The sequence below is a fragment of the Ktedonospora formicarum genome, assembly GCF_016587355.1.
Taxonomy (GTDB): Bacteria; Chloroflexota; Ktedonobacteria; order Ktedonobacterales; family Ktedonobacteraceae; genus Ktedonobacter; species Ktedonobacter formicarum.
Map to the genome: position 1 here is coordinate 322,230 of NZ_BNJF01000004.1, position 21,454 is coordinate 343,683.

General features: G+C 54.8%; 19 protein-coding genes and 1 pseudogene. 12 read left to right on the forward strand and 8 right to left on the reverse strand.

The annotated features are described in order from the left end of the window. The 10 genes from K3T82_RS33080 (at position 1) to K3T82_RS33120 (ending at position 12,370) form a co-directional block, all read left to right on the forward strand. Complete coding sequence (locus K3T82_RS33080) at positions 1–744, forward strand: PrgI family protein (protein WP_220197791.1); 744 nt, start codon at positions 1–3, stop codon at positions 742–744. Further along, the gene (locus tag K3T82_RS33085; RefSeq protein ID WP_220197792.1) at positions 741–3,509 is read left to right on the forward strand and encodes a VirB4 family type IV secretion system protein; all 2,769 of its coding nucleotides are present in this window, start codon (positions 741–743) and stop codon (positions 3,507–3,509) included. Before K3T82_RS33080 ends, K3T82_RS33085 begins: the two co-directional genes overlap by 4 nt. Next, entirely contained in the window at positions 3,506–6,403 is a 2,898-nt protein-coding gene (locus K3T82_RS33090) for a type IV secretory system conjugative DNA transfer family protein (protein ID WP_220197793.1), read from the forward strand. The genes K3T82_RS33085 and K3T82_RS33090 overlap by 4 nt, the downstream gene beginning before the upstream one ends. A gap of 90 nt (positions 6,404–6,493) precedes the next feature. Continuing rightward, a complete protein-coding gene (locus K3T82_RS33095) occupies positions 6,494–7,270 on the forward strand; it encodes a hypothetical protein (protein ID WP_220197794.1) in 777 nt (258 codons plus the stop codon). Further along, the gene (locus K3T82_RS33100; RefSeq protein ID WP_220197795.1) at positions 7,257–8,270 is read left to right on the forward strand and encodes a DUF3102 domain-containing protein; all 1,014 of its coding nucleotides are present in this window, start codon (positions 7,257–7,259) and stop codon (positions 8,268–8,270) included. The genes K3T82_RS33095 and K3T82_RS33100 overlap by 14 nt, the downstream gene beginning before the upstream one ends. A gap of 349 nt (positions 8,271–8,619) precedes the next feature. After that, entirely contained in the window at positions 8,620–9,255 is a 636-nt protein-coding gene (locus tag K3T82_RS33105) for a TetR/AcrR family transcriptional regulator (protein ID WP_220197796.1), read from the forward strand. A 162-nt stretch (positions 9,256–9,417) separates the two neighbouring features. Beyond that, the gene (locus K3T82_RS33110) at positions 9,418–10,914 is read left to right on the forward strand and encodes an MDR family MFS transporter (protein WP_220197797.1); all 1,497 of its coding nucleotides are present in this window, start codon (positions 9,418–9,420) and stop codon (positions 10,912–10,914) included. Positions 10,915–11,041: 127 nt separating this feature from the next. Further along, positions 11,042–11,194: a hypothetical protein gene (locus K3T82_RS48265; RefSeq protein ID WP_236031714.1), complete on the forward strand. Its 153-nt coding sequence runs from the start codon at positions 11,042–11,044 to the stop codon at positions 11,192–11,194. Then, positions 11,158–11,994: an LLM class flavin-dependent oxidoreductase gene (locus K3T82_RS33115; protein ID WP_236031715.1), complete on the forward strand. Its 837-nt coding sequence runs from the start codon at positions 11,158–11,160 to the stop codon at positions 11,992–11,994. The genes K3T82_RS48265 and K3T82_RS33115 overlap by 37 nt, the downstream gene beginning before the upstream one ends. A 52-nt stretch (positions 11,995–12,046) precedes the next feature. Then, a complete protein-coding gene (locus tag K3T82_RS33120; protein ID WP_220197798.1) occupies positions 12,047–12,370 on the forward strand; it encodes a hypothetical protein in 324 nt (107 codons plus the stop codon). 234 nt (positions 12,371–12,604) lie between these two features. Here K3T82_RS33120 and K3T82_RS33125 read toward each other — a convergent pair whose 3' ends face one another. From K3T82_RS33125 to K3T82_RS33140, 4 genes are all read right to left on the reverse strand, one after another. Beyond that, positions 12,605–13,066 (reverse strand): hypothetical protein, encoded by a 462-nt coding sequence (locus K3T82_RS33125; RefSeq protein ID WP_220197799.1) that lies wholly within the window; start codon positions 13,064–13,066, stop codon positions 12,605–12,607. Between the two features lie 27 nt (positions 13,067–13,093). After that, positions 13,094–14,302 (reverse strand): hypothetical protein, encoded by a 1,209-nt coding sequence (locus K3T82_RS33130; protein WP_220197800.1) that lies wholly within the window; start codon positions 14,300–14,302, stop codon positions 13,094–13,096. A gap of 126 nt (positions 14,303–14,428) precedes the next feature. Further along, positions 14,429–14,968, reverse strand: coding sequence for a WD40 repeat domain-containing protein (locus K3T82_RS33135; protein ID WP_236031717.1), 540 nt, complete (start codon positions 14,966–14,968; stop codon positions 14,429–14,431). Between the two features lie 50 nt (positions 14,969–15,018). Next, positions 15,019–15,354, reverse strand: coding sequence for a WD40 repeat domain-containing protein (locus K3T82_RS33140; RefSeq protein ID WP_220197802.1), 336 nt, complete (start codon positions 15,352–15,354; stop codon positions 15,019–15,021). On the opposite strand from K3T82_RS33140, the gene K3T82_RS33145 reads away from it, so the two are divergent. Beyond that, positions 15,323–15,610 (forward strand): hypothetical protein, encoded by a 288-nt coding sequence (locus tag K3T82_RS33145; protein WP_220198377.1) that lies wholly within the window; start codon positions 15,323–15,325, stop codon positions 15,608–15,610. The genes K3T82_RS33140 and K3T82_RS33145 overlap by 32 nt on opposite strands. A gap of 65 nt (positions 15,611–15,675) precedes the next feature. On the opposite strand, the gene K3T82_RS33150 is transcribed toward K3T82_RS33145, so the two are convergent. The 4 genes and pseudogenes from K3T82_RS33150 to K3T82_RS33165 all read right to left on the reverse strand — a co-directional run bounded on the left by K3T82_RS33150 (position 15,676) and on the right by K3T82_RS33165 (position 19,901). Beyond that, positions 15,676–16,128 (reverse strand): G1 family glutamic endopeptidase, encoded by a 453-nt coding sequence (locus K3T82_RS33150; RefSeq protein WP_220197803.1) that lies wholly within the window; start codon positions 16,126–16,128, stop codon positions 15,676–15,678. A gap of 161 nt (positions 16,129–16,289) precedes the next feature. Then, on the reverse strand, positions 16,290–16,685 hold the full coding sequence (locus K3T82_RS33155; RefSeq protein ID WP_220197804.1) for a hypothetical protein: 396 nt from the start codon (positions 16,683–16,685) through the stop codon (positions 16,290–16,292). Positions 16,686–17,099: 414 nt separating this feature from the next. Next, positions 17,100–18,503, reverse strand: a pseudogene (locus K3T82_RS33160) (IS1182 family transposase); the annotation flags it as partial. Between the two features lie 24 nt (positions 18,504–18,527). Further along, entirely contained in the window at positions 18,528–19,901 is a 1,374-nt protein-coding gene (locus tag K3T82_RS33165) for a transposase (RefSeq protein ID WP_220197806.1), read from the reverse strand. A 224-nt stretch (positions 19,902–20,125) separates the two neighbouring features. Here K3T82_RS33165 and K3T82_RS33170 point away from each other — a divergent pair, with 224 nt between their 5' ends. After that, positions 20,126–21,439 carry an NF041680 family putative transposase gene (locus K3T82_RS33170; protein WP_220197807.1) on the forward strand — a complete coding sequence of 438 codons (1,314 nt, stop codon included), beginning with the start codon at positions 20,126–20,128 and terminating at the stop codon, positions 21,437–21,439. Positions 21,440–21,454 lie beyond the last annotated feature (15 nt).

The following is a 21,454-nucleotide window of genomic DNA, read 5'->3' on the forward strand; positions in this document are numbered from 1 at the left end:
ATGACCACGACCCGTTCCGACCAACACGTCTCCCCCCAGCATACGGTGCCCACGCACCTCAAGACGCCCGATAAGATTCTCTTTGGGCTCACTGCTCGACAATTGCTGGTATTGCTTACGGGTGGGAGCCTGGCGTATGCGCTCTGGCTGCAATGGGAACGCATTGCCCTCTCCTGGGGCCTTATGCCTCCCTGGTCTCTGGTGCTGGCAAGCCTTGGCGTGCTGCCGCTAGTCATGCTGACGTTGAGCACGACCTTTATCCAGATCGCAGATCGCCCACTGGAACTCTGGCTCATCGTCTGGCTGCGTACTCGCACCGCTCCACGTTCCTATGTGTGGCGTGCCAGCAAATGGGAGCCCACAGAAAAAGAGCTACCAGTTGACCTTGATGATCTGGGCCTCTCCTGGATGCAAGAGGCGGATGAGGAACAGCAGGAGTCTCCAGATCACGCTTCCTCCACCTCCTCCTCGCACCTCGACGACGAGATCTCATGGCAGTTTTTTGATGAGGAAGGAGAGGAGGTGGATGTGGATCTCGCTGCGCTATCACACCTCGATGATGAGGTGACCCTCTTGCCACCTTCCTGGCCTCCTCTTGATGAGGAGTATGAAGAGGAGGGCGAAGATTCACTGGCAGATCCGAAGCATGCGGCCCTGAAACAGCCAGGAAGGATCCACACCCAACGGCACACCACGACCATGCCAGGATGGATGCACATGCCTGAACAGGAGCCCTACCCATGAGAAGAGAGCAACACATTTCTGTGCCTCGCCGTGTGGTGACCCGCACGCGCAAAGGAAAACAGACGGCAAGGAGACGCAGTGCTTCTGGCAGTGTGCAGCGTGATTTTGTGCGTCTGGAAGCGATTGAACAGGATATCCTCTGTCTGCGTCCCTCGCCAGCCTCACCCACTGGAGGGAAGGACTATCTGGCAATTCTCGATATCCGGGCCACTAACTACACCCTGACTTCTGCGGACGAGCGCCGAGGGATGATCACCGCTTTCCGCGCCCTCCTGCGAGCACTCCGGTTTCGAGTCCAGATTCTGGTGCATGCCCGTCGTATGGATCTCTCCGACTATGTCGCGATCCTTCAGCAGCACCGAGAGGAGGCGAACTGGAGCGAGGTTGCCTCGTTGATTGTGGAAAGCCACGAACACGCCCTCGCCTTATTGGGGTCTGAACGCACACTCATTGACCGGCACTTTTATCTGGTGGTGCCTGCCGATGAGCAGGCCCTGACCTCCTTCGATGCCTGGACCGCTCGATTGTCCCGCTGGCTACGTCCCGGTGCTCGCACACGGCAGGAACAGCTCACGCTGGATGACGCACAGCAAACCCTCTCCACCCGTGTGGGCAGCCTGACGCATCAGTTGAGCGCCATGGGGCTCCAGAGCCGTCGCCTGGCAGGCAAAGAATTGGCGGACCTGGCCCATCTGTGTCTGCAAGGTGAGACGGCGGCTCATGCGCCTCTGCCTGATGCGCTCTTTTCTCTGGCTGGCCGACCACTCGCCCGCTCGACGAATGGCATACCGACTCCCTCTGAAGGGCCACTCCTCACTAACTCCGCTGCACGCAAAGGGCGCAAGCAAGCAGGACATCGGAGAAGCACCGAAGCTCTTCCCCATGAGGAGGTCTCCCTGGATGAACGCCTACGACTGCCATCAGCACGTGATCGGCTGCTGGCTCCTGCGGATGTGATCGCGCTGCGCGACCTGCTGGCTCCCCCAAGCGTCAAGGTGGCGTCTCATCAGCTTGAAGTGGGCGAGGAATATGTGCGAGGACTCGTGGTGATTGGCTTTCCTCGCGAGATCATGGAAGGCTGCCTTGCCCCCCTGCTCGCACTCGATGAGACAGTGGATATCTCGCTGCATCTGACGCCACAGAGCAATGCCGAGTTGCTCAAACGTTTGCTCTTCCGCCGCGAACAATACGCTTCATCCCAGCGCAGCTCCTTGCGACGAGGACGACACCCAGACCCTGATCTTCAGGTGGCGGAATCCGATGTCGAAGCGCTGATTGGGCCGCTGGCATCAGGAGAGGAAAGTGTGCTGGAACTGGGCTTCTACCTGCTGGTACGTGCCCCAGATCTGCGGAGCCTGGAAGAGCGCACGCGTCGGGTGCGATCCCTGCTGCATCAACTGCTCTTTGTGGTGCATCCCACCACGCTAGAGCACGCCGACGCCTACCGCTCGTGCCAGCCGGAGGGCAGTGATACCCTTATGCGCACCATGACCACCACCAGTACGGTTGCCGCCTGTCTCTTTCCCTTCATCAGTGAGTCCTTCTCCCAGGAAGATGGGACATTTGTCGGCGTGACGACGGGTGGAGAGCCAATTTTTCTCAACCCCTGGGCGCTGGAGTCTCCCCATGAATTCTGTGCAGGCGTGACCGGCAGTGGCAAATCCTTTGGCATCGAGCTACGCATCTCGCATGAGCATGTGCGTCATCCTGAGACCCAGATCCTCATCCTTGATCCCTCGCGTGAATATGTCCCGCTGATCGAGTCCTTTGGAGGGACCATCATTCGTCTCTCTGCCGGGTCAGAGGCATGTATCAATCCCTTCGATCTCTTGCCAGCAGGTGTTGAGATGCAGCGCTATGTCGAGCAGTACCAGGGAGACCGGCTCGCCGAGAAGATTACCCAACTGCATACCTGCCTCGACCTCTTGCTGGCTGACTATGTGCCTGTCCCGACCACCCTTTCAGCCCGCGAGAAAGCCATGCTTGACCGTGCCTTCTATGAGTGCTACCGCCGCGTCGGGATTACGGCAGATCCATGCACACATGATCGGCAAGCGCCCCTCATGCGCGACCTCTACGACGTGCTCAAAAGTGGGACGGTGGGCCAGGATGAGTACGGGCTGGCAGATCGCCTGGAGCGCTATGTGCATGGAAGCCTCTCCGGGCTCTTCAACCGAGCGACCAGTGTCTCGCTGAAGACCTCTCTCATCGGCTTTGATCTCAGCGAAATGCGGGGCAGTCGTGAACTCCGTCCCATCGGCATGTTCCTCATTGCCGATCTCATCTGGTCACAGGCACGCTATCATGCGCGTCCCCGCCGCTGCTACATTGATGAAGCCTGGTCCCTCATCGAACATGAGGAAGGGGGACGCTTTCTGGAACGGCTGGCTCGTGAGGCGCGTAAGCACTATCTCTCCCTGGTGACCATCACCCAGAATCCTGAACAGTTTATCGCCAATCCCTACGGCTCTGTCATCGCACAGAACGCGCTCACCAAAGTCCTCAAGCGCCTGGATGCGGTAGGGGTGCAAGCGGCACGCGAGGCGTTCGGCTTTACTGAGCAGGAGCAATCCTTGCTGCTGTCTCTCCCCCAAAATCAGGCCCTTCTGATGGTGGGCGCAAAACGGATGTTGGTGGAGATGAATGCGAGCCCGCAGGAGCATGCGCTCTTCACCACTGATCCTCGTGAGCGTGAGGCCCTGCTCTCGCAGGCGATGCGTCAGCAAGCTGTCCTGAGACCACACCGAAAGGAGCTCTTCAGATGATGGCATGCTCGACACAGTTCCAGCACTGGTTCTCTCGCCTCCGCCAGCACAGGAGACGACATTGCCTCTCCATCACGCCTGTTCCCCACTTTGTGGCACGGGTTATTCCCGCGCGTTCGACCGCAATGGCGGACATTTCCGCGCTCGAAACCACCATGCAGTCCTTGCTGCTCGATCACGAGACCCTGGCGCTGGAGCTTGCCAGCATGCCAGGTGAGCAGGAGGAACACACGCAGGTCCACTTCTTGCTACGCGCCTCCTCACAGCACGCCCTTGATGCCGCTCTTCGCCAACTCCAGGCACTCTATCCCCAGGCGCTCTTTCAGCAGCTTAAGGGTGAAGATGATCCCTTGCATCTCTCAGAGGGTGAGGTGGTTCAGGCGGTAGAACTCTGCTCTGGAGGAGCTGCCTATGAACCTCTGCGGAGCTGGCAGCCCCGTGGACGAGGAACCATGATGCCTGATCCTTTACTAGGACTGCTCGAAGCGGTGCGTGTGCATGGAAAAGAGCAACGAGGCATGCGCGTGGTAAGTCAATTGACGCTTCTGCCTCTCTCTCCCACATGGTCACGCCATTATCAACGGTTGGCCGTGGAACATCCCCTGGAACAAGAGCGTGAGGAACGCAGACGCGAGTTCCTGCGCTCCCGGCGTAGTGTGCCCAGCACGGAACAACTGATCCTGCTCGGTGTGCTGGTGCTGGTGCTGGTCGCCTGGGACCAGTTGCATCTGCAACGCTTGCTCCCTCCCTGGCTGCTCGAAGCACTCATGGCGCTCCTGCGTGGGGAAATGCCTCACCTCACCGCCGGGCAACAGGCGCTCCTTGTGGGTGGTCTCCTCGGGACGCTGATGCTCCTGCTCCTGGTGGCGCGAGGAATCGTGGCGCTACGGGATCTCCTGGGTTGGGGAACGCGCTACTACGATATGCGACGCATTGCTGAAAAGATCAATAAGAGTGCTTGCTACGGTCGCCTGCGTCTTTATGTGATCATGCCTTCAGAAACAAGGTCCTCACCGCACGTCTGGACGCGACACGCTCACGACCAGCACAATAGGCTCATTGCGGCTTACCGTCAGGTCCAGACCGCGACCGTCTACTTTGTGCCGCGCCGTCTTCCTCGCAGGTGGGCTCGGCGGCTGCTCATGCATGGCAGGTGGCAGCAGCGAGGGCTGATCTTTGGATGGCCCGGTGGAACCAGACCTGGACACTTCCTCAGTGGAGCCGAGATCGCGACGCTCTGGCATCTGCCAGCCGGAGAACAGTTGGCCGAAGCAACCACCAGTGAGCAGCGTCAGGAACGCTCGCTGTTGGTGCCTCGCGTGCTCACCCATGGCCCTGGCTGGCTTCTGGGTCGCTCGACCCATGCAGGTATGACTCTACCGGTGCGTTTCCCTCCCTCTGAGCTGATGAAGCACAAGTTTGTAATCGGGCGCACCGGCAAGGGCAAGAGCACCCTCTTTCACCATCTGGCCCTGGCCCACCTGCACACCTCGCCTTTCGGGCAGCCTGGACTGTGTGTGATTGAACCGCATGGGGATCTGGTCAAGGATCTCCTGTCCTTGCTGCCGCCAGAACGTACCGAGGACGTCATCCTCATTGATCTGGCCCATCAGGAACGCCCCGTTGGCATCAACCCACTTGATGCCACTCAGATTGCTTCGCAAGAAGAGGCGGACCTCGTCGTCAGCCATCTGCTGACGACCTTCAAAGGCATCTGGACGGGAGCCTGGGGACCACGCGTGGAAAACGTGATGCGCTTCTCCCTCAAAGCCCTCATTGAGGCCAATCGGACACTGGTAGCTGAGGACCCATTAGATGGGCTATCACAGCAATACACGCTGCTTGATCTCACTGTGCTGCTCAACAAACAGAGCTTCCGCCACCGCCTCCTCGATCAGGTGCATGATCTACATGTGCTGGATTGGTGGCATCAGTACTACGAGCGCCTGGATACCAAAATCCAGGATGAGATTACGACCCCGGTGCTCACCAAAGTCTCCGCCTATGCCAGTTCCCCCATCTCCCGGCGCATTCTGGGCCAACCTGTCTCGACGATCAATTTTCAACAGGTGGTGCTCAAGCAGCAAATCCTGCTGGTCAATACCGCCAGTGGGCAGGTGGGACAGGATGTCTCCTCCCTCATTGGGGCGTCGCTGCTGGGTCTCTTCGCGGCGGCACTCTCACGCCAGCTCGCGCAGCCAGTCCATGCTCGTTCTCCTTTCCTGGTCCTGGTGGATGAATTTCGGAACTACCCGATCAATTACAGCTACATTTTGAGCGAGTTGCGCAAAGCCAACACCTTCCTGGTTCTGGCAACCCAGTCGCTCGCGCAACTCGACGCGCTAGATCGACTCCTGCGTCCCACCATCTTTGCCAACGTGGATCAGCTCTTTGTGTTTACGCTCGCGGGAGAGGATGCCTACCTCTTGCGCCATGAGCTGGGACATCTGCTGACCCCCGAAGATGTGACCGCACTGCCCGATTATACCTGCTATGCTCGCTGGTCGCTCACTGGCAAGCGATTGCCCTTCTTTTCATTGACGCTGGATCTGCCGCCACAGGGACCAGTTGAGCAGGCAGAACGCCTCCGAGAGGCAGGGGCTCGCCGCTATGGGGTGCCAGTTACTGAGGTGGATGCGACTCTGGAAACGCTCATGGCTCGTCATGGCACGCGCCCACAAGCACAGAACAACGCCCTGCTGCTTCCCACATGGTCGCAGGAGCCAGAAGCGATGCCGCAAACAGGCGAGAAGGACGAGACCGCAGCAGCGAGCGCGCATCCGACACCATCGACAGAAGCCAAACCCAAACGCATGCGTCGTCGCGCCTCGCGAGAGGCAGAGCCCCCCGGTACAGGTGAGCATCGGGACGCACCAGAAGACCATCTCTCGTGATGGCACATCGCATTCGTCTCGTCTACTTTCTCTCATGCTCTGCACATGGAGCAGAGCATACACGATACACACCCAAAGGAGGATGCTCTCATGTCATACGTCTCGTCTTTCACTTCAGGTAGACCTGTGCCTGATCAGTCTCGCGTCCTGGAACAATATGCCGAGCGACAGGCGCTTGGCGCGGTGCGAGGGGCGACCTTTACCCAATGCCTGCTCCTGCATCGACTCACCCCTGATCTGGAAGTGGTCGATCCGCGTGGTTCCACGCATATCATTCATGGCAAGAACCTGTCTGATGAGCGCGCCTGGCAGAAGTTTTTGGCCTCGCTGACCCAGCCACTTCCTCTGCTCTCCCTGACCCAGAGCGCCGAACCACTAGTCAAACTTTATCGCACCTGGCTCCTGACCACCTATACCCAGCGGTATCGCTGGCTGACCACCTCCGCACAACTCCAATGGTTTGAACAGGTCACCGCGCTCGTGGTGGTGCGCAAGATCATGGAGGCCAAACATACGGCTTTCACCTATGAGCATGTGGATGCCTTCGCGGATCGCTGGGTCGCGCTGGAAATGGGGATGCTTCTGGCACTTGGTACCATGACCATTGAGATTGCCAAAGCCATCCATCATATTGTGCGGCAACCTGAGCAGGCCAAAGAATTAGTGGAGCACCTTTTTGATGTCCAGGCAACCAGACTGCGGGATCGCCCACAGCAGATCCGTGAAGCCCTTCCACCGCTCCCACCACTGCCCAAAGGCACGCACTTGCCGCTGGCCTTGCTTCCCACCCAATCACTTGCCATCCCACCAGCGTCCATCCAGGAGAAGATAATACATCAGAAGGAGACACCACATGAACCACGATGATCCTCGCCCTCAGACGGAGGGCGCAGCCCAGCCGATACCTATCACTGAGCAGATCCCACCTGCCGCCCTTTCCTTTGAGTATGAGGCGCTCTCACCCCAGGATCGCGCCTTTGTCGAGCAGAAGACGGCTGAAACGCTGCATTTGTTGCGACGTACAGCGGAGGCAGCCATTGCCATTGGCTACAACCTCCAGGCCGTGCGTGAACGACTCCCGCATGGACAATTCATGCACTGGGTGCTGCGTGAACTGGGAATGCGACGGCAAACCTGCCAGAATTTCCTCAATGTGGCCTCTGCGTATGGTGAGCGCCTCAACCTCGCCAAGCAGCTCCCGCTCAAAGTGCTCTATGAACTGGCAGCCGCCCCCGAAGCGATTCGCCAACAGGTCGAGGCAGCTCAGATCCCGACCACCATCGACGCTATTCGGGCTGCGAAAGCGGACCTCAAGGCCGCGCAAGAAGCTGAGATGCAGGCAAGGCAAGAGACGGAGGCCATGCGACAGGAACTCGCGAATCTGCAAGCTCGCTCCGAGGAGATCGAACGCGCACGAACTGACGCACAGGAGGCGTTGTTCCGCTTACAAGAAGAGCGTCAGAGACAGGAGCAAGAGACGAGTGAGGAGGGAAAAGAGCCAATCATTCCACCCGACATCGAGCAACGCCTGCATACACTTCACACGCAGATTGAGACCCTCACTACCCAACGTGACACGCTCTCAGCGCAGGTCGTGAAGATGGGTGAGCAGATGCGTGGAGCCGTGCTGCAACACAACGCCCTCCCGGCGGCGCAGAAGTTTCGTCAACGCTGGCGCAAAGCGGCAGCAGAGATGCTTCTTAGTGGCACACAGTTTGTCGCCCAGCAGCCCTCTCCGCTGGAGCTTGAAGGGCTGGAGATGGAGGATTGGACGACTCTGGAGCGCATTGAGACGCTCCTTGGACAGGTACATGAGATGGTACAGCATATCCACGCTTCTGCATCGAACATCGTCGATGCAGAGTAAAGGAACTTGATGCAAGAAAGCTCGTCTTTTTTAACGAGTGGAGGCACCCATTGTTGGTGCATGATCCGTTTTGCCTCCCTCTCATGTGCTTCTTTGCAGAGAGGTAGAAATAACACATCTTTACTGATCAAGGGGAAATCGTTAAGCATCCATCAGGCAAATGGCAACGATCTCCTTGAGTGGTCTGCGCAGATAGCCAAGCTTTTGAAATCTACGTTTAGAAGCCATTCAATAGCCCTGGGGAGGCATGACTTAATGAACACTTGACAAACCTCCCAGGTAGGGTTTATTATGCCACATAAGTTAGTTAACGATAATTAACCTAGATATAAAGGAGCCTCTTTACAACATGACCGATGCACAGCAGCCGCAACCAGTCAAGAGTTCTCGCATGAGCGGTGAAGAAAGGCGTAAACTCATCTTGCATTGCGCCAAACGGGTCTTCGCTCGCTCGACGTACGCGGAAGCAAGTATAAGGGAAATGGCACATGGGAGCGGGGTCACCGAGCCCATGATCTATAAACATTTTGGCAGTAAGAAGGGACTTTTTCTGGCTGTTCTGAGGGAATTTAGTTCACAATTTCTTGAACTCTATCAAAAGCGTCTGGCAGAGCGAGAAGAGAAAGATATTCTCGATGCGCTGGAACATGTGGTTCTTGATTTTCGTGAGACGATCAACGCAGACCCGGAAACGCAGCGCGTGCTCTTTCAATCTGTTCTTGAGTCGTCAGATCCCGAGATCGGTCAGGGGCTGAGTAAAAACAATCTGAAGATCTACGAGATGATTCATCACCTGGTTGAACGGGCGCAAGCCACTGGGTCTATCGATGAGGAGCTCGATCCGGATGCTGTGGCCTGGGGCTACATGAGCATGATTCTGGCCAACCAGTATGCCTTGATGCTGAATCTTTCCAGTCGCACAGCACCTCTTCAGGGAGAAATCAGTCGAGTGTGGTTACGTGGCCTCCGTGCTCAACCGAGCTAAAAAATTTTTACTCCTTAAGTTAGTTATCACTAATTAACGCCTTCTCTATTCAAGAAATAACGAGAGGAAGAAATCCAAAGGGGCGTATCTTTCATCTACGACGGGAAGGAAAAAACGGATTTACAAGATGTTTCATATCTATCATCGGACAGGAGGTTTGTGATGCAATCCACAAAACATACTGGTGGACTCTCTTACAAATGGATCGTCGTTCTCGTCGTCATTTTTGGTTCGTTTATGGGCATTCTGGACCAGACCGTTGTGAATAATGCTTTGCCGCATTTACAGAGTGCCTTCGCGGTCGATTTCAATAACCTGCAATGGGTGATCACCGCCTATACCCTCACCCAGGGCATTATCACGCCAACGACGGCCTTTTTTGCCAATCGTCTTGGCATGAAGCGCTTCTACGTTATCTCGCTCATCCTGTTTACCCTGGGTTCCGCGCTCTGCGGTCTCGCGTGGAACCTGCCAACACTTATTGTCTTTCGGATCATCCAGGCTATTGGTGGCGCGACACTCTTCCCCCTGGCGGTCTCGTTCATCTTCTCTGAATTCCCGCCCCAACAGCGTGGCCTGGCGGCAGGTGTCCTGAGCATCTCTGCGCTAATGGCTCCCGCTGTCGGCCCGACTCTGGGCGGTTACCTGGTGACCTATGCTAGCTGGCCCCTGATCTTCTTTATCAACGTGCCAGTGGGGATAGTTGCTATCGTTCTGGCGCGGCTGCTCTTACGCGAACGTCCCGCCGCAGGTCGCTTCTCCTTCGATATTCCTGGATTTCTCCTGGCGGCGAGCGGTCTGGCAGCCGTGCTCTACGCGTTGTCCAATGCCAGCATTTCCGGCTGGAGTTCCCCTTCCGTTCTTGTGACGCTGATTGGTGGTCTTGGTCTGCTGGCACTCTTTGCTCGTGTTGAACTCCATCTCAGCAGCCGTGGGAAGCAACCGCTGGTTGATCTCTCCCTTTTTGCCAATGGGCCATTTCTCAGTAGTAATATTGCCAACGCCTTGGTCTCCTTTGGTTTCTTCGGGAGCCTGATTCTTCTGCCAATTTATATGCAGGAACTGCGCGGTCTCGACGCCTTTATGTCTGGTTTGTACACATTGCCTATGGCCTTCGCCTCAGTGTTGGCCGCATTGATTGGCGGTCGTCTGGTTGACCGCTTCGGCCCCCGCGTGGTCCTCTTACCGGGCCTGATTCTGGTGGGTCTCGCTACCTGGCAACTGAGCGGGGTCACGCTGACAACTTCCTACCCCTGGCTTATTCTGGTCTTTGTTGTACGCGGTCTTGGGCTTGGCCTCGTGCTCCAGCCGTTAACCGTTTCGGCACTTTCAAAGGTATCACCGAAGCAGTATACCCAGGCTTCGTCGCTCAACACAGTCATACGCTTCGTCTTTACCTCCCTGGGTATTGCGGTGCTGGCGACCTTCGTCCAGAGCCGAGCGAGTACGCACGTCAGCGCTCTAGCCAGCCAGTTGAGAACCATATCGCCCGCTATTCGCCAGCAGGGACTGGATCTAGCCGTGCAGGACGCCTTCTGGCTCTCGCTGGTAGCGTTTGTTTTGGCCTTTATCGTTGTCTGCTTTCTTCGGGTTCCCAAACACGCTCCTGCGGAACAAGGAGAGAACAACGCTTCTGAGCGACTTGTTGTGGCTGAATAAAGCGGTCTCAAAGGGCAAGTTCTACCGGCTAAAAAGTAGAAATGTTTTCAACAGCGTAGCTGCAAAGCATCACCAGCTTATTTTCCCAAATGTACACGATTACAAAGCTTGAAAGGAAATATAGAGAATGTCAACATATGAGAAAACCACACGTGAGCGCGTAGGAATGTCGATAGCTGGCACCACATCATCTGAAGCTATTGCCGCGATTGTAGCGGCTGAAAAGGCTGGCGTGCGCCAGATATGGATGGCGCAAGGGGGCTATCTCCCGATACGCTAACGATCTTCGCAGCCGCTGCGACGCAGACGAAGCATGTTCGCATGGGAACAGCTATTGTGCCGACGTATCCACGCCATCCCCTGGCACTGGCGCAGCAAGCCCTGGCCTTCAGTGACATCGCTCCAGAGCGTTTGCGCCTGGGTGTGGGTCCAAGCAATCGGCCGAATATTGAGGGAAGCTTTGGTATCTCAATGCAAAGCCCACAGGGGCACCTGCGTGAGTACGTGACTATCTTACGAGCGGCGCTCTGGGATGGGAAAGTTGAGCGTCAGGGGCGTTTCTTTACGGTCAAAGGCACACTTCCACGTGTGCCGCATACGCCGATTCTGGTATCGGCCCTGCGCGAGGGGGCTTTTCGCCTGGCAGGCGAGCTGACCGATGGCGCTCTCTCTTGGGTTTGTCCGGTTCCCTACCTTTTTGAGAAGGCTTTGCCAGCGTTAAGAGCTGGGGCTGCAAAGGCTGAACGCCCGGTTCCGTCCCTGGTGGCGCATATTCCGGTGGCTTTCAGCCAGGATCGGCAAGCGGTGAACATGGCGGCACGCAAGCAATTGGGATACTATGGGCAATTTCCCTCCTATGCCAGTATGTTTGCTGAGGCTGGTTTCCCCGTTTCGCCCGAAGGTGAGTTGAGTGACGCGCTGCTTGAGAATCTGGTTATCATAGGGGATGACGCCTCGATTTCGGAGCACTTAAAGAAACTATTGGCCTCCGGTCTGGATGAATTGCTGGTGATGCCCGTCATTGTAGCGAACGCGAAAGAGGAACGACAGCGCCTTGCTCGCTTGATTGGTCAATTATAATACCGGGAGTGTTTGCCCGGGATGCTTGTGTCATTGATCGGAAGTACTTCGCATGCAGATTAAGACCCTCACCATGCAAAGAGACTCTCTCTCAGCGCAGGTCGCAAAGATGGGTGAGCAGATGCGTGGAGCCGTGCTACAACACAACGCCCTCCCAGCAGCACAGAAGTTTCGCCAGCGCTGGCACAAAGTGGCAGCAGAGATGCTTCTCAGTGGCATGCAGTTTGTCGCCCAGCAGCCCTCGTCATTAGAACTCGAAAGGCTAGAGATGGAGGATTGGACAACCCTGGAGCGCATTGAGGCGCTCCTTGAGCAGGTACAGAAGATGGTCCAGCATATCCATACCACCTCATCGCATGTCATCGATGCGAAGTAAAAAGATAGCCCATTCTGGTCTGATGACTCTAAAGAGAAAGAGAAAGGGTGTGCACACGCTGTAGCACGCCCTTTCTCATGAAGGAACCGGAATCATTTCTTGTCTTCTGGAGCGCTGGTTGTCGGCCAGTTGAGGATGTACAGTACAGTCAGTGCATCGTCATGGAACTGATATCCCAGGCGAAACGGTGAGGACAGATGCATCTGTGAAAAGATCCCGCTTTCGATCAGTCGCTCAAACACATGCCAGATGACAATCCGGATATTCCCTTTTACAGTAAACTACTTCCATGTAATCGTCGGCTCTCTCAGGCCCTTCGGGATAGGCATCGCTGGAAACGAATTCCTGCCATCCGTCAAAATACACCTCTCTATAGGGAGCATAGGCAAAGAGGTCGACATTTGCAGCATATTCGACAATATCTTGAGAGAGAGAGTAACGAGCATACTGCCATGAGTTTGCGCGTTGAAGCATCTTCCCCCTTTGCTTAAGAAGAGATTGTTGGTCGTCTTGGGCCATGCGGAGTGCATTGTGTGGTGTGTCGAGAAACAGGTAAAAATCGCCATCCATGGGTATCCATCCATACGCGAAAAAGGAGCAGATCTCATCGGGATGTTCTTCCATAAATTGGAGAAGCGCTGATTTCCCTTCAGCAAAAAGCCTCTCCTCCACCTCATGCCAATTTGGGGCAGGCATGTACATATCCTCCTTCTCATCCTGCATTCAATGTTGTTGCCCAATGGTTGAGAGGCCACATTCCAGGCAGAGAAACGCATAGAGATACCCCTCCCAAAGATATATAGGGACTTCTTCCCATTGCCCAACAAACATCATAGAGCGCTCACACGAGGGACATATAGGATAATCTGAATATTGAGGCCAATTGGGGCAACCACCTATATGCGTGCCATTCACATCATAGGGAGTACGGCGTTGTGGCCCAAGAAAACACTGTTGTGGCTGCAATCCAGCAATATACCTGATATCATCTGGCTCATAGACTTGAACATGCTGAGGACGTGCTCCATTCGAGGTACTCCACTGAGCCTTTCCATGGAAATCGACGTCCATGATCACGCGATTCTCCCTAAAGCTCTGAGTAGAGAAACAATTTAAGCAGAGCGGAAGGCGGAGGCGCTCTCCTCGTTGGTGAAAGAGTTCCTCTGAGACATGTGGGAGATCTGACAAAAAGCAATCAAAACACGAGAAGAGCTGCCTTCCACACCATCCACAGTGTTCTTCCTGGAGCGATCCGAGATTCACTCTGAGTCCTTCTTCTGACGTTCTTCGTGGAAGATCATAGCAAGTATGGAAATACAGATCTCGTCGTCCCCCATCAGGAGTCAGTTCCCATCCAGCTTGATGCGCAAATGAGGCTGGGGTTAAGGTGACCCGTTGCCTCCACTGCTCATACTCAGGATGATATTGCCATTGAGAGAATTGTTCCTGGACACGACGGTCTCCAATCCATGCCAAAGCGCTCAAAAGAGCTGTAGGGTGATATGGACATGGCTCGCCGGTCTGTAACAGAGTAATAATGTGGTCACGTGTCTCAGGATCGGCCTCTCGAAAGATGCTATTCGATTGAAAGTTCAAGTTACGAGTCAACAATTGTGCATATAACCCATCCAATGAGCCGGGCACGATATCTGCAAGATAGGTAAGCATAGAATAGGGGAGGAAATCAAAGCCATCTGTTGATCTGTCTGGCTCAACGAAGACTCCTGCATCATAGAGCTGAAGGGCGAACTTCGCAAGAACCTTCCCTTCTTGCGAAGTCAGCGAACGATAGGTTGATGGTTCATAAAACAACCCTTCAGCGGCGTAAAGTGTGTCTTGCCGCTCTTGAGAAAGCGTTTGAAAGGTATGTGAATCTACTAGCCATTGCGAGGATGAGCACAGCAACTCCGCAGCCTGAAGGACATGTAGCACTTTTTTCTCCTAATACTAGAAAAGCAGCAAAATCAAAAACAGGCCAAGGATCAAACTCTTCTGGAATGAAGACGCTCATACGATTTGCATGAGGCAATTGCTGGTTGTCTTTCAGTTGCAACGCCTCTACAGGTACTTAGGCACATCCCAGACGTATACAGTCCTCTCGGAGACGGAAGCGATGCGTCGACCATCGGGTGACCACTCCAGGGCCATACTCTGCGATGGGTGTCCTGAGTAGGCCAAAAGCGTCTCTCCGGTGGTGGCATCCCAGATATGGACGCTCTCATCGGAAATCGAGGCAATGCGCCGACCATCAGGTGCCCAGGCTACAGGACTGGGTCCTCCTGGGTACGTCAAGAGCGTCTCTCCTCTGGTCATATCCCAGACTCGAACGGCCTCATCCTCATAGCTGGATGAGGCGATGCGCATGCCATCAGGTGACCAAGCTAAGGCATTCACAGGAGTCTGATACCCCGGATAGCTCAAAAGGGTCGCGGCTGTGGTGGCATCCCAGATGTGCAACCAAGAGCCAGAGGCGATACGCTGACCATCGGGCGACCAGGCCACCACCGTGATAGGCCATGGCGGTCTTGGATCATGATTGGGCAAGTGTCCTGAATAAGTCAAGAATGGTTTCCCACTCAGCACATTCCAGAGCTGCACGGTTCGATCAAAACACCCTGAGGCAAGGGATTTACTATCAGGTGACCAGGCTACCGTGAACACCGTATCTGCATGGGGCAGGTGAAGAGTTGGCTGCCCGTGGCACCATCCCAGACGTGGACCGTTTGATCCCAGGAGCCAGAGGCAATATGCTGGCCGTCGGGCGACCACGCGACCGCAATGACCCGGTGGGCATGTCTCGAGTATGTCAAGATGTGACTTGCATTTGCCACATTCCAGATCTGCACTGTCCCATCCCAGGAAGCCGAAGCAATGCGCTGGCTATCAGGTGACCAAGCCACTGCAAATACACTATCTGCATGTCCTTGATACATACACGTAGGTTCTCTAGATATGGAAGAGGAAAGAGGAGTCATCGCCACCATCCTTTTAAACGGCCAACGCCTTGCCCAAATAGATCCACTTGAAAGGCTTGGCCATCATTCGGTTGTCATAGTCGATAAAAGCCAGCATCTTGCCCTGCAAGCCAACAATGCATCCATCATGGAAGTTATTGAAAAGGTATACAGCTTGTTGCGTGTCATACATCGTCATTATTTTCCCTTTGTACGTTCAAATTCGTGGAATATCAATCTCAGCCATCGTGATAGGTCCTTCTTTCAACTGTTTCTACCTCCTTGATCATAGTCTGCCTCTCACTTCCGGGGTTCACCACACACCTCGCTACAATGCACAGATTTTGACAATCAAGATGGGGCGGAGAGAACAGTGAATGAATCAGGGAGCGCAATGTCACTCGGATAGGCAATCACTTCTCCTTTTTGGATCATTGTCACCTGCATCATTCGTAATGCTCCAATTGCATGCCACCCATCAGTATAACGAACATGTGCCTTGGTAAAAGGCACTGAGGTAAATCGCTGGAAAGGGTACAGTGGTGCTGAATACTCGGTGGAATCAAGATGGGGATCTTCCACAATAAAATCAGCATACATCTGGCTTGAGGGATAATCGATATCAATCGTAAAGGCTGTCTGCTGTGTTACGTCTTGCAAAGGGTGCGCCACACGTTTTTGCGTCGAGCTTGTTCGGGCAATAGGAAAGATGCGACGATAGTCTGTCACACAAAGATCGACGCGGAGGACAACAGAGAGTACTGTTCTGGTTGATGACGCCAACGAACCTATCGTGAGCGTCAAGCCCAAATCGTCTGAATCAAAAAACGCGAGCGGACCGCGCCATGCACGCGCCAGATTGGCGTATGCACGTCGCGAGTCCGCTCACGCTCCTCTTGCACAGTGTCTTACTCAGCGAAGACTGAGCAGAAATGGTCGGCGTGAAGCCGCTCCGCCCATGGTCGCTAGCGCCGGTTCCGCGCCCGCAGCACTCGCAGGCCGAAGGGCATCCTCGCGTCCATCGCCTGGAAGAGCCGCTCGGCTCGATCCTCGGGCATGGCCACGATCATCTGCTTGACGAGTTCCTCGACCTGCGGGTTGTCCCACATGGGAGCCAACGCGCTGATGAGCATCTCGATCGCATTGTTGCCGGTCAGGGACTCGATCGCATTGTTGCCGATCAGGGACTCGATCGCATTGTTGCCGGTCAGGGACTCGACCAGCAACTGGGCGAGGAGCTTGATTTCCTCTTCGGCGATGTTCGGCATGCTCACCAACCGAAGCAGGGTCGCAGCCTGCGTGGCGAGGGGGCTCCCGGCAAGTTCGCGGACGTATCGTGCAGCTTCCTGGCGATCGCTCATCGCGATCTCCTCCTTTGAGTTGGACGGACAGAACTGGGACGTACTGACACTGAGCAATCGGTGGTCTCTCTTTCTTCATGCCTGTGGGAGCGCATGTTGAAGGGGTTCATCTTGTGAGAGGTATGACTACTGTCCTCTCCTGGTGCGCCTGTGTCCTCCGCGAGGTCTCAACGATCAAGACACACGAGGGAAACCAGCGGGGATGAACCAACCCGGTCACCTTTAAGCCTGCGCGCAAGCCGCAAACTCACGTCCTTCGATGGTGACAACCGAAATACTCGTACGCTTAGTATAGAAGGACTGTTGGACGAAAGCAAGCTCGAACCATCCTGATGTGTTCACTGGTTGCAAAAAGTTGTGGCGCACCCAATAGCAATGGGTGCGCCACAGCTTTTGACTCTGTTGGCGAATGGTTTAAAGAGCAAGGGAAGCAAAATGGGAAATATGACGTTGAGAAGGTGTCGCACCCATTTGCCATTGAAAGAGGCGAACCACATTCATAGCCGTGGCAATCAGAACATGTTGAAGATGCTTTTTTTCTTGGCCAAGATAACGGGAAACACGAAGACCAAAAGCGCGTACCCCTTGAGAAATTGTGCCTTCAATCCCAGATCGCTTGGCATAACGTTCTTTGAACGCTTTCGTGGTTTGACGCTTTCGAGCCGCCTGAATAGCCTCATGATGTTCCCGTTGCCGAAAGACAATTTGCCGTGGATTGACTGCTGCGCGGGTACATTGTGAACGAACCGAGCAAGCGAGGCAGTCTTTTTTGCTAAATTGGGCACGAATGACATCTGAAACGTTTTTGTCTTGCTTCACGGTCCATTTCTTGCTTGTTTTCCCTTGTGGACAGGTCACGTTCTTCTTCTCCCAATCAATCAGAAATTGGGTATTGTCCAGTCCTTCTGGAGATTTTGATTGCCAACTCCCATTCACGGCAACTGGTCCTATGATCTCCACCCCATACGTTCTCTGACTCGTTACGAGATGTTCTCCATCCACATACCCTGTATCCATGAGGTGTTCTGAGGGAAGGAGCTGCTTTCGCTCCAATCTCTGATGAATAATGCTCGTCATTTCCATATCCTGTGTTGTAGCTGCTGTCGTTTCCACATGGAGAATCAGGTGTGGAGAGACATCGTCACAGGTTTCAGTCAGATGGGCTTTATACCCAGTCCACACGATATCGCGCTTGATGTTGAGGTGTGCCTGTGTGTCGTAGGGGGAAGCGATCAGAAGAGACGAAGGAGGTATATTATCATTTGAGCGCCATCCTATCTTGCCATCCTCGATCCAAAATTGTTGGAGCCAGACACACCGCAGAATTTCCACTGCCGGAATGTTCCGCAACCAGGAAGGCGCATCTGTCTCCCATATCCAATTGAGCGCCTCCCATCCATCTTGTCCGATTTGTTCTACCAGAGCTTGCAGTTTGGTAGTCTCTCTGGGCATGCGAAAGTCTTGGATACGCAGTGCATAGCGATCATACCAGGCTTGTGGCGTGTGAGCGCGCAGCCAGTCTGGAACCACAACAGCTAAGCTATTGAGAGCGGCTCGTAACGTTTCTCCTGCGCACTCGATCCGATTCATGGTGCGAATGGCCGCCTCAATATGGGTGGAATCCGTGCGTTGTTTTCCTCTTTCTTTTACCCAACCCCGCTCTCGGCAGATCGAGAGGAGGGTGGTAAGAAAAATTTCTTCTAAGCCACCTTTGAGGACACGGCTGCGGAATTCGCTCAACACGGAAAAATCACACCCCGGATCGGTCAATTCTAAACTTAAGAGGTATTTGAAATCAATACGCGTTTTCACCGCCTCAGTTACCTTTCTTGTTTAGACTACCTAAGTTTCGCCCAAAGTAACGACAACGTGTAACGGTGTCAACAAGCTCTGCAAAGGATGGAGCAATGAATGAGCCAGGCAAGCCTGTTGGTTCAACACGATCTCAGCAACGGCTCCGGAGACATCAAAGCGGAGCAAGCCACTCACGTGAAAGACATCACGGACCATCCGCAGGGGGCCGTAGTGTTGGATCTTGTGGCAACTCAGCCATTGGCGTGCCCAGACCACCACGTTGTGGGCCAAAGAGCCAAGCAGCACCAGCATATGCTGAGCTTCAAAGCGCTTCTTGCGGCGTTTGGTGAGACCCAACCCTTGCTTGTCCCCTTTGAAAGCCGTTTCGATCCCTCCTCCTCGCTGATCATAGAAGGTGACATACGCCAAGAGCACAGCCACCGAATCGCTGGCCTGTGCTGCTTGCCATCCCAGCATGGTGAGCACCTGCTGGATTTCCAACGAAAAAATTAGAATGCCATAGGCAAACGTCCCATCAATGCGGCGACAACGTACCGCAATGCGCTGCACGGGACGGATATAACCAGTCGCTGGCTCGCTCACCCAGCCAAAGGAGCGCTCCGACCAGTTGGGGTCCTGGATCCACTCGTTGACCGTCTTGCACAGACGCGCGATGCGCCGTCCCGAATATTCTTTCGCCATGATCTCGTATCCTCGCGCAAGCAGCCAATTCAGGTCATCCTCAGTTCCGGCTCCTGCGTCCACACGAATGATGGTCCGCCTGCGCTTGGCTTCGTCCAGTTGCAAGGTGGCTTCCGCAGCCTCCACCAACGGTTGCAACGCTTTGATCAACTGAACGTTGCCTGCAAAAAGTTGATCGACGACCACTTCTTCATAGCGAGTAGCCAACACGCGACCCAATTGCCGCCCTCGGCGGTGATAGAGTCCGGCAAAGTACCCCTTCGTCGCAAAAGCCGCTTTGGGTCCACAGGGCATGCCAGTCAGATCCACATCCAGCAGTTGGGAACCGGCTTGATAATCGTGCCGAAATCCCTGGCTGTGGGAGCGATAGATCTCATCGAGCGCCTGATGCAGTTGGCTCACATTTTCAGGCATGCAGGCATCCAGCGTTTCTTGTACCACTGACTGCTCGGCACAGGCCGCTCGACCGAAGGCGTGTTGCAAGCCTGGGTCGGCTCGCAGTCGAGTATTGATTTCGACCAGCCCATGGGCTCCAGCCAACAGACTAATAAACGCATCTGTCAGCTTGTCGATGGGGGCATGCTTGACGGTTTTCTGCTTGATCTGGACCTGGGCGCGAATCGGACCAAAGAGATCGAGTTGACGCAACTTCACTCCTATGGCCGCCAGAGAAGCGGCTGGGCTAAAATGGTTCGTGGTGTCTATGATAGACTTGTTCATAGTGATGCTCCTTCTCATGTCAGCGAATTTGGCTTTTTTCATGAGATCAGAGTCATCACTTTTCTTCTGGCTTTGGCAAGCTCGTCTTTACCGGGACAACCCTGCCGCTATTTTGGGCGAAACTTAGGTAGACTAATGTAGAGCAAAAAGGCAATCTCTCTTGCGAAAGATTGCCAAAGCGAGTACTGTTCCGGTATCAAAGAAACAAAAGGAGCAGAACTCGCATGTACCTTACCACATGGAACGAGTTTCGTCACGAGATCTATGACTGCTTTTTGCGAGCCAAAGATGCGCTGTTCAATACGGTGGATGCACTGATGACGGAAACGCAAGCCAAATCGTTGCCAGAAGTGACACAATCGCTCTGGTTTGAAAGAAAGTGGTCGTCGATCTATGAAGCGTTTGAAGATGGTCGCATTGATCAACAGGCGCTGCGAAAGGTGTTCATCCGGTATTTACCCGAGAAGGAAGTAGGTTCCAGCTTGTGGATCGGGATTGATACCAGTAGCATAGCTCGTCCGAGATCGCTCACCGCCAGAGATCGCAGTGCGCTGCCGGTCCATAATCTGCCGAAGTGCGAGAAGCCAGTCACGTTTGGATGGCAGTTCTCGACGGTCGTCGCTTTGCCTGATCCTGCCAGCAGTTGGACCTACATCCTGGACCAGCAGCGAGTGAACACGGGGACGACCGCAGCGCAGATGGCCTTTGCCCAATTGCAGCAGTTGAGTTCGTTGTTGCCCAAGGAAACGGTGGTGGTGCTGGATCGGGGATACAACGCGATCTGGCTCTGGTGCCAATGCAGCACCTTGCCTTTGCAGGGGACGCTGATCCGTCTCAAAGGCAACCGCTGTTTTTACCGCGCAGCGCCTGCTCCCTCGGGCAAACGAGGAGCACCACGCAAAGATGGAGAGAAACTGCAACCTGAGGAGGAGAGCAGCCATGGGAGTCCAGATGGGACATGGCAGGGTCAGGATGCCAAAGGTCGACTGGTCACGGTCACGTGGTGGAAACAGGTCCACGTCAAGCAAGCACGCTGGCTGGAAGTGACGGTTCTGCAGGTCGTGCGGCCTCATGCGACCAACAAAGAGCGCGATCCCCGCGTCAGTTGGTTTGTCTGGATCGGAGACACATCGGTGGATCTTGCCTCCATCGCCCTGGGCTATGTGCGCCGCTTTGGACAAGAACATGGCTATCGCTTTGACAAACAGGCGTTGTTGTGGGAGAAACCGCGCTTGCGTACTCCAGAGCAGTTTGAGCGCTGGAGCCTGATCGTGGCGATTGCTCACAATCAGGTGGTTCTGGCACGTTCGGTGGTCGAACCGCAACTGCGTCCGTGGGAAAACAAGCAACGGGTGTCTACCCCGCAGCAAGTGCGACGCGGGATTGGCAAATTGTTGCCTCGTTTGGGAACCCCGGCCAAGCCGGTCCAACTGCGCGGAAAATCGAAAGGCCGCCAAATGGGGGTGCAGATTGGCAAAGCGAAGCGGTTTCCGGTCGTTCACAAGACGCCAAAATTGCCTCCCCTGATTCCCAAATAACCAATTTGGGCGCTT